The 8,763-nt window shown below is 63.3% G+C and carries 8 protein-coding genes and 3 tRNA genes; 4 read left to right on the plus strand and 7 right to left on the minus strand.

The window, feature by feature from the left end:
- On the plus strand, positions 1 to 672 hold a 672-nt coding region (locus tag MJ601_RS21495; RefSeq protein ID WP_242130441.1), incomplete at its 5' end, for a hypothetical protein.
- 548 nt (positions 673 to 1,220) lie between these two features.
- On the opposite strand, the gene MJ601_RS21500 is transcribed toward MJ601_RS21495, so the two are convergent.
- The 3 genes from MJ601_RS21500 to MJ601_RS21510 all read right to left on the minus strand — a co-directional run bounded on the left by MJ601_RS21500 (position 1,221) and on the right by MJ601_RS21510 (position 2,646).
- A tRNA-Asp gene (locus tag MJ601_RS21500) sits at positions 1,221 to 1,297 on the minus strand.
- A gap of 76 nt (positions 1,298 to 1,373) precedes the next feature.
- Positions 1,374 to 1,450, minus strand: a tRNA-Asp gene (locus MJ601_RS21505).
- A gap of 41 nt (positions 1,451 to 1,491) precedes the next feature.
- Entirely contained in the window at positions 1,492 to 2,646 is a 1,155-nt protein-coding gene (locus tag MJ601_RS21510) for an AI-2E family transporter (RefSeq protein ID WP_242130442.1), read from the minus strand.
- A 196-nt stretch (positions 2,647 to 2,842) separates the two neighbouring features.
- Here MJ601_RS21510 and MJ601_RS21515 point away from each other — a divergent pair, with 196 nt between their 5' ends.
- Positions 2,843 to 3,310, plus strand: coding sequence for a hypothetical protein (locus MJ601_RS21515; protein WP_242130446.1), 468 nt, complete (start codon positions 2,843 to 2,845; stop codon positions 3,308 to 3,310).
- Here the strand turns inward: MJ601_RS21515 and MJ601_RS21520 are convergent.
- From MJ601_RS21520 to thyA, 4 genes are all read right to left on the minus strand, one after another.
- Positions 3,307 to 4,569: a dihydrolipoamide acetyltransferase family protein gene (locus tag MJ601_RS21520; protein WP_242130443.1), complete on the minus strand. Its 1,263-nt coding sequence runs from the start codon at positions 4,567 to 4,569 to the stop codon at positions 3,307 to 3,309. The genes MJ601_RS21515 and MJ601_RS21520 overlap by 4 nt on opposite strands.
- Before the next feature lie 8 nt (positions 4,570 to 4,577).
- Complete coding sequence (locus MJ601_RS21525) at positions 4,578 to 5,582, minus strand: alpha-ketoacid dehydrogenase subunit beta (RefSeq protein WP_242130447.1); 1,005 nt, start codon at positions 5,580 to 5,582, stop codon at positions 4,578 to 4,580.
- Between the two features lie 50 nt (positions 5,583 to 5,632).
- Entirely contained in the window at positions 5,633 to 6,928 is a 1,296-nt protein-coding gene (locus tag MJ601_RS21530) for a 3-methyl-2-oxobutanoate dehydrogenase (2-methylpropanoyl-transferring) subunit alpha (RefSeq protein ID WP_242130444.1), read from the minus strand.
- A 98-nt stretch (positions 6,929 to 7,026) separates the two neighbouring features.
- Complete coding sequence (gene thyA, locus MJ601_RS21535) at positions 7,027 to 7,971, minus strand: thymidylate synthase (RefSeq protein ID WP_281061383.1); 945 nt, start codon at positions 7,969 to 7,971, stop codon at positions 7,027 to 7,029.
- A gap of 106 nt (positions 7,972 to 8,077) precedes the next feature.
- On the opposite strand from thyA, the gene MJ601_RS21540 reads away from it, so the two are divergent.
- Both MJ601_RS21540 and MJ601_RS21545 read left to right on the plus strand, forming a co-directional pair.
- Positions 8,078 to 8,455 carry a JAB domain-containing protein gene (locus tag MJ601_RS21540; protein ID WP_242130445.1) on the plus strand — a complete coding sequence of 126 codons (378 nt, stop codon included), beginning with the start codon at positions 8,078 to 8,080 and terminating at the stop codon, positions 8,453 to 8,455.
- Between the two features lie 106 nt (positions 8,456 to 8,561).
- Positions 8,562 to 8,638: transfer RNA gene (locus tag MJ601_RS21545), tRNA-Pro, on the plus strand.
- The last annotated feature ends 125 nt before the right edge of the window (positions 8,639 to 8,763 follow it).

Genomic DNA, 8,763 nt, shown 5'->3' on the forward strand with positions numbered 1-8,763 from the left:
GAGACGGTCGGGTTTGAGTCAAATTTGCCCGAAAACAGACCCTTATCTTCAAAGAAAATTAGGCAGAATCGGCTAGGCGCTTCTGAGCGGGAGATATGTATGCGCCGGATCGCAGTGCTCAGTATAATGGGATTAATTGCTGCCAGCCCATTGGGTGCGCAGGCGGCAGACACAGCCGACCTCGCTACGCGGTTCTTCAATACCATTCCCGATGTCTGCTTTCAAACGGCGCGAGGCAGGCCGCCAACACAAGAAACCGCGGCGAGCCTTCTCCTCGAAGTTGCGTCAGAAATTCCTCCAACGGTAAAGGCTCACTTCAGTCGCATTCCCACATGGTTCCGATTGAAAGCACAGCCGGACGAAGTTTTTATCGGAGTTGGGGACAGTGCGGGAGCCTGTCATATCGTGTTGGCTAACACTAAGCAGACGGTGGAAGTCCGCACCAAGGTTGCCGCACTTCTGAAGGTTGGTGGATTCCAAGTGATCCACGAAAACACCATTTCTGGCTCAGACATTGATATGCTTTTTGTCTCAAAAGCGCCCGATGGCTACATGTTGATTTCACTACAGGCCCCCCGGAACGTGGTGCGGGATGGGATAGGGGATCAAGGTGCCGTTCATGTTAAACTTATGCCAGCGGCCATGTTTGAGGCGATGCTTTCTAAGCGTTGAAGGGGTCCGGTTTGGCGGGGTTTGCAGAAATCGCTCAATGGCAATTTCTGGTCGATTGATGCAGTCAACCGAACAGGAGCCATAAAATCAATCCAGCAAGGATGAATGGCCCCAAGAGCGCAATTCCGCCGCCGATCCATCCTCCCTTCCGATAGGCGGTCTCAACAGCGCATTCCCAAAACCCTTGGATAATCAACTCAGCCAGCCATGCCATTCTTTGATGATGCCTGACCACTGGAATGTCGGCAATCGGGAAACGCGTATAGGCTCAGGAACGGCAACTTCTCGTCGAAACCCGCCTTTCTCTTTTTCCTGTCCTACAACCACCCGCCCGCGCTAGGCTTGGCGCGGCTCTTTGACAATTGAACATAATCTGTTGGAAGCAAGACCGGAAGCAGCGCTTTCCCGCAACCCTATCGTGTCACCTATGTCACCCAAATCCCGCAGGGGCGGCATGGCGTACAGCGTACTGAGGCAAACCGGGCCACTCGTTGCCAATGTAGGGAAAAGTCCGGTTCCAGCCGGCACAGTCACTCTGTCCTGAAGAGTGGCGCGAGTGACGGGGCTCGAACCCGCGACCTCCGGCGTGACAGGCCGGCGCTCTAACCAACTGAGCTACACCCGCGCAGGGCGGCATCTTGCGCGGCATTCAGCCGCCAGATGATGCTATCTGAAAAACCATCCACTTCCCTGACAGGAAGTGGCGCGAGTGACGGGGCTCGAACCCGCGACCTCCGGCGTGACAGGCCGGCGCTCTAACCAACTGAGCTACACCCGCGTTCGGTGTGGGCGGGCATCTATGCGGCCCCGCCCCCCCTGTCAACCGTCTGCAACATGAGTTTCTTGGCTTTCGTCATTTTCTTTGCGCGGGGGCACGGTGAGCGTGCCGCGCTCGAACAGGAAACCGGCAATATCCGGGGTTCCGGCGGCCGCCACGACGGTCTGGATGATGATCAGCAGCGGCACGCCCAGCAAGGCTCCGGGCGTCCCCCACACCCATCCCCAGAAGGTCAGCGACACCAGGATCAGCAGGGGGTTCATGGTCAGCCGCCGCCCCAGGATCGTGGGCGTGGCAAAATTCGCCTCGACCAGATGAAAGCCGATCTGCAGCGCCGCGGGCAGCAGCGCCTTCCACACATCGTCGAACACCATGAGGCCGCCCAGCGCCAGCAGCACGGCCGCCAGCATCGGCCCGAAATAGGGCACGAAGTTCAGCAGCGCGACGATACCGCCCCACATCAGCGGCGAAGGCATGCCGATCAGCCACAGGGCGAGCGCGATGGACAGTCCCAGGCACAGGTTGATGGTGGCGATGGTCAGCACATAGGCGGATGTCGCATCGACGACATTCTGGATCACCCGCGCGACCGCCATGGCGCCGTCGAAACTGCCCCGGCTGTTGATCGTCCGCCGCCGCAGCCGCGTCCATCCGGCCAGGAAGAAATAGATGATGAGCAGCGCGAACACCATCTGGATGATCGCGGCGGGCGCGGAGGTCGCCGCGAATTGCAGCAGCGATCGCGGCGCATCCACCGCCGCCGTCTGCGCCGCCGCGACGGGTCCGGTCGCCAGCATCTGCACGGTTTCGTCGACGAAGCGCTGAAGCTGCGAATAAAAGTCGATCAGCGGGGCCAGATTGCTCTGAATCTTGGGCAACCGCTCTGGCAGCAGCCGGAACCAGTCGGTCGCGGGCACGACGATCAGCACCAGCGCGGTGTTGGCCACAAGCAGAAAGGCGATCATCGCCGCCAGCGCGGCAATGGCCGAAGGCACGCGCCGCCGCTCCATCCACTCCAGAAAGGGCACCAGCGCGATCGCGATGACCAGTGCGGCGGTCAGCGGCAGGAAAAATTCGGCCCCTGCCTGCAGGGCGAAGGGCAAGGCGAGGATCAGCCCGATCCCCGTCGTCAGCGCGATCGAGGCCAGCAGGCGGTCGCGCCGCCGGTTGATTTCCTGCTGTTCCTGAGGTGTCACGCCTGAAATATCCCTGCCCCGCCCACCTGTTCTGCACGGGCGGCCCGGACCCGTCAATTTCCATTCCGGCCATCCACCGCAAAACGGCTCGACAACAAGGGAAACAAGCCCTTAACCAAATCTTCGTCGCTTGGCCTTAGGACGGAAGCCATTTCGGGCGCGACACAAGCGGGGGCATCGGATGGAATCGGCGGGCATGAAGGCGGGGGGATGGCTCTGTGCGCTCATCTGCGCCCTGGCGCCGCAAGGGGCATCGGCGCGGCAGGACATCAGGCTGGACCGGCAGATGTTCGTCGAGCGCGTCAGCACCGATATCAACGGTCGCGTGCGCCGGGTTCTGGAAAGCGCCGACCGCGCGGGTTCGGGAGACCAGCTGATCTTCGTGGTCAACTGGCGCAACGAAGGCAGCCGTCCGGTCAGGGGCCTGGCCGTCACCAACGCCGTCCCGCGCGGCACGCAGATCGACCTCAGCGATCCGGCCATGCAGTTGTCCGTCGATGGCGGCGCCCATTGGGGCCGCCTCACCGATCTCTGGCTCCCGACGGCCCTGGGCGGCACCCGCCGGGCGGTTCCGGCGGACATCACCCATGTCCGCTGGACCGTCCCGCAGGCCATTTCCCCCGGCGAAAGCGGCCGCCTCAGTTATCGCGCCACCGTCCGTTAGTCCGCGAACAGCAGAACCGGCGTCTCCAGCAGCTTGCGCACCGCCTGCACGAAGCTCGCCGCATCCCAACCGTCGACCACGCGATGGTCGCAACTGATCGACAGGTTCATGAGCTTGGCGGGCACCACTTCCTTGCCACGAAACACCGGCCGCTCGATGATGCGGTTCGGCCCGATGATCGCGACCTCCGGCCGGTTGATGACCGGCGTCGTCGCCACGCCGCCCAACGGCCCCAGCGAGGTCAGGGTCAGCGTCGATCCGGACAGTTCCTCGGACTTCGCCTTGCCGGAGCGGGCGGCATCGGCCAGCCGCCTGATTTCCGCCGCAAGCTGCCAGACATTGCGGTCCTGCGCGTCGCGGATCACCGGCACCATCAACCCCGCGTCGGTCTGGGTTGCGATGCCCATATGCACCGCGCCAAAGCGCGTCACCACGCCCGCCTCATCGTCATAGCGCGCGTTCAGCATCGGAAATTCCGGCAGCGCCCGGCAGATCGCCACGATCAGCAGCGGCAGCAGGGTGAGCTTGGGCTTGTCGCCGCGATGGGCGTTCAACTGCTCGCGTGTTTCCTCCAGCGCGGTGACGTCGATCTCCTCGACATAGGAGAAATGCGGGATGGCCCGCTTGGACGCGGCCATATTCTCGGCGATCCGGCGGCGCAGGCCGATGACCCTGACCTCCTCATCCGCCCGCTTCGGCGATTTCCCGGCAGGCCGATAGCCCTGCCCTGAACCGTAGAGCAGGAAAGCATCGAGGTCGGAGTGGCGGATATGATCGCCGCTGGGCTTCACCTGCGACAGGTCTACGCCAAGTTCCCTGGCGCGAGCCCGAACGGCGGGGGAGGCCATAACGGCAGCTTTCGCCTCCACCTTCGGCGGGACGATGGCAGGCTCCGGCTCCAAGGGCTTTTCCGCCTCGACCATCGGCAACGGCTCAGCCGCCGCCTCACGCTCGACGGGCTCGGACGTCACTGCCTTTTCCGGCGCCGCAGCCGGAGCGGGCGCCTCGACAGCATCGCCCTCCGTCTCGATCTCCACCAGCATCGACCCGATGGCGATCTGCTGCCCCGGCTCGCCCGCCAGACGCACCACCGTGCCCGCGACCGGGCTTTCCATCTCCACCGTCGCCTTGTCCGTCATCATGTCGGCAATCGCCTGGTCTTCCTCGACCCGGTCGCCCACCTTCACATGCCAGCCGACGATCTCGGCTTCCGCAATGCCTTCGCCGATATCCGGCAGCCTGAACGTAAACAGCGCCATTTTCAGCCTCAGTCCTTCATGATCTTGTTGATGGCTTCGCGAATCCGCACCGGGCCGGGGAAATAGGCCCATTCCAGGCTGTGCGGATAAGGCGTGTCGAAGCCGGTCACGCGCTCGATCGGCGCTTCGAGATGGTAGAAGCAGCGCTCCTGCACCTGCGCAGACAGTTCCGCGCCAAAACCGCTGGTGCGCGTCGCCTCATGCACGATCAGGCAGCGCCCGGTCTTCTTCACCGACCTTTCGATGGCCTCGATATCGAGCGGCACCAGCGTCCGCAGATCGAGAATCTCGGCATCCACGCCCATCTCGGCCACGGTATTTTCGACCACATGGACCATCGTGCCATAGCAGAGCACCGTCAGCGCCCCGCCCGCCCGCGCCACTCTCGCCTCGCCCAGCGGCACGCGATAATAGCCCTTCGGTACCTGCGCCGCCTCATGACCTGCCCAGCTTCGGGCAGGCGTGTCGTAATGGCCGTCGAACGGCCCGTTATAGATGCGCTTCGGCTCGAAGAAGATGACCGGATCATTATCCTCGATCGCGGCGATCAGCAGCCCCTTGGCGTCGTAAGGGGTCGAGGGGATCACCGTCTTCACCCCCGACACATGGGTAAAGATACCCTCGGGCGACTGGCTATGCGTCTGCCCCCCGAAAATCCCGCCGCCAAAGGGCGAGCGCACCGTCATCGGGGAAATAAACTCCCCCGCCGAACGGTAACGCAGCCGCGCCGCCTCCGACACCAGCTGGTCCAGCGCCGGATAGATATAGTCGGCAAACTGGATCTCCGGCACAGGCCGCAGCCCATAGGCGCCCATGCCCACGGCCACGCCGATGATCCCGCATTCGGTGATCGGCGTGTCGAACACCCGGTTCTTGCCATATTTCTGCTGCAACCCCGCCGTCGCGCGGAAGACGCCGCCGAAATAGCCTACATCCTCGCCCATCACGACCACATCCGGGTCACGGCCCATCATCACGTCCAGCGCGCTGTTGATCGCCTGGATCATGTTCATCTGCGCAACGTCGCCGGACGCTTGGGTCATCGTCTCGCTCATCGTCCCGGTCACAGGCCCGCCGCCTTCCATTCCTCAAGCATCTTCTGCTGCTGTTCCTTGAGGTGCCAGGGCATCTCCTCGAACACATCCTCGAACATCGATTCCATCGGATGGTGCAGGCCATGGCCGAGGATACCGTTCTTCTCCGCCTCCCGCGCGGCATCGTGGACCATTTCCGCCAGTTCCTTGTCCATCGCCGCGTGCCGCTCCTCGTCCCAGATGCCGAGCGCGATGCAATGCTTTTTCAGCCGCGCGATGGGATCGCCCAGCGGCCAATGACTGGCCTCGTCGGCGGAACGATAGGCGCTGGGGTCGTCGGACGTGCTGTGCCCCTCGACGCGATAGGTGAAATGCTCGATCAGCGTCGGCCCGGCATTGGCCCGCGCCCGGTCGGCGGCCCAGCGGGTGGCGGCATAGACCGCCAGCGCATCATTGCCGTCCACCCGCAGCCCGGCGATGCCATAACCGATGGCCCGCGCCGCGAAGGTCGTCGCCTCGGCTCCCGCAAAGCCTGAAAAACTGCTGATAGCCCATTGATTATTGACAACATTCATGATGACGGGTGCCCGATAGACGCTGGCAAAGGTGCAGGCCGAATGGAAATCGCCCTCCGCCGTCGACCCCTCGCCGCACCAGGTCGCCGCGATCCGGGTATCACCCCGCGCCGCGCTGGCCATCGCCCAGCCCACTGCCTGCGGATATTGGGTCGTAAGGTTGCCCGAGATGGAGAAGAAGCCCGCCTCCCGCGCCGAATACATGATGGGAAGCTGCCGCCCCTTCAGCCTGTCGCCCTTGTTCGAATAGATCTGGTTCATCATGTCGACGATCGGCCATCCGCGCGCGATCAAAATGCCCTGCTGGCGATAGCTGGGGAAGCACATGTCGTCGCTCGCCAGCGCCGCGGCGGCGCCGATCGACACTGCTTCCTCGCCCGTCGATTTCATGTAGAAGCTGGTCTTGCCTTGGCGCTGCGCCCTGAACATGCGCGCGTCGAAGGCCCGCGTCAGCGCCATGGCGCGCAGCATCCTGAGCAGCGTCTCCGCCGGTAGCTTCGGGTCCCAGGGGCCGACCGCGACGCCTGCCTCATCCAGAACCCGCACCAGCCCATAGGCCAGATCGCGCATCTCGCCGGGCTGCGCCACCTCGTCGGGCCGCGCCTGGGCACCCGCCGGGGGAATGTCGAAATCGCTGAAGTCGGCAGTGTCGCCCGGCCGGAATTTCGGTTCCGGCACATGCAGCCGGAGCGGGGGCAGATTACGCCCCGCCTCTTGCCTTCCGGCGTCCGAATCGATCCGGTCGCTCATCCTGCCTCCTTTTGTGCATTGCAATAATATTGCTCACTGCAATTATTATATTACAATACCCACAAAGGCAAGCTTTGCTGACCCATTCCGCCGAAAAATCAGACGGCCACGGGGGCGGCGATATGCCTTTGTGGCGCATAATCAACCACTTCGAAATCCTCGATCCGATAATCGAAAATGCTCGAGGGCCGCCGGTTGATCCGCAATTTGGGCGAACCCGAGGGAGTCCGGCCAATCTGCTCCTCCACCAGCTCTGCATGGTTGAGGTAGAGATGCACGTCCCCGCCCTGCCAGACGGCTTCGCCCGGCTTCAGGTCGCATTGCTGCGCCAGCATCCGGGTGATCATCGACAGGCCGAAGATGTTGAAGGCAAAGCCCAGCCCCAGATCGCAGCTCCGCTGGAACAGCAGTCCGTTCAACCGCCCGTCCGCCACCTGGAACTGGTAGATCATGTGGCAGGGCGGCAGCGCCATGCGCGCCACCTCCGCCACATTCCAGCCGGTGAACAGCAGGCGCCGCGACCCCGGATTGGTGCGGATCGCCTCGACCAGATCAGCGATCTGGTTATGCCCCTGCGCCGCCTTCCGGTAGAGTCCCTCCCCCACCTGCTCATAACGCGGCCAGTTCACCCATTGCGCGCCATAGACCGGCCCCAGATCGCCCCAGCGCGCGGCGAAACCGGCATCTTCGACAATCCGCGCCTCGAAGGCGTCGCGATCGATATCCTCGCCGGTCGCCTTGCGATAGGCGTCAAGCGGCCAGTCCGTCCAGATATGCACGCCCTGCCGCACCAGCTCGCGGATATTGGTATCGCCGGTCAGGAACCACAGCATCTCCCGCGCCGCGACCTTCCAGTAGACGCGCTTGGTGGTGAGCAACGGCACCGCATCGTCCGCCAGCGAAAACCGCATGGTCGCGCCCAGGATGGAGCGCGTCCCCACGCCGGTCCGGTCGATCCGTTCATCCCCCTCCGTCCAGATCCGCCGCATCAGGTCCAGATATTGCTGCTCATAATGCGTTGCGGAGGAGGAAGACTGGCTCAAGGGTTCGACTTTCCGATTCAGTAGCTGGCCGATTCAGTAGCTGGCCGATTCTGGGACTGACGCCCATGCTGTAGCCGAGCGCCTGCGCCACGCCAAATGGTGCGAAATGGATCATGTTCGGGGACGCTTCCTCCAAAAGGGACAGGACTGGGGGCTGCCGCCCGCGTTCCGCTCCAGCATCCTCGCGTGCATGAACGGCACGGCGTCCCTGCATCTTCTGATCCTCGACCAGCAATGGCGGCCGCTGCACCGCCTGGCCGCCGATCAGGACTGGCGCACCGCCGTCGCCGCGATGCTGCAATGGGACAGCCGCTGGATCGCCATCGAACAGGAGCGCCCTGACGGCCACCTGCCGCAATGGGCGGACATTCGCCTCACCCGCGCCGTCTCCAAACGCCTGCGCGCGATGGAAATCACCCTTGCCGACCATGTCATCCACAGCGGCAACGCCCGCTTCAGCTTCCGCGAAGCGGGACTGCTGTGACGCTGCCCAAAATTTTCTTCATCCCCCGCTTGCCAGCCGGAAAAGCCGTCTCTATAGGCTGCGGCCTGCCCAGCGGGACCGCCACAAAAGCGGCTCCGCCGACGGTCGGGGAGTAGCTCAGCCTGGTAGAGCACTGTCTTCGGGAGGCAGGGGCCGGAGGTTCGAATCCTCTCTCCCCGACCACATTTCCTTCGGCAAAGAACGGAATTATTGAATTTACCACCATAGGCGTGGTGGTACGCCAAGGCAGTCGACATTCAGAAGATGGCGAACCGAGTCTAAGACAGTGCAGTGAAAATGGTGATGGG

The sequence above is a fragment of the Sphingobium trunci genome (assembly GCF_022664535.1).
Classification (GTDB): domain Bacteria; phylum Pseudomonadota; class Alphaproteobacteria; order Sphingomonadales; family Sphingomonadaceae; genus Sphingobium.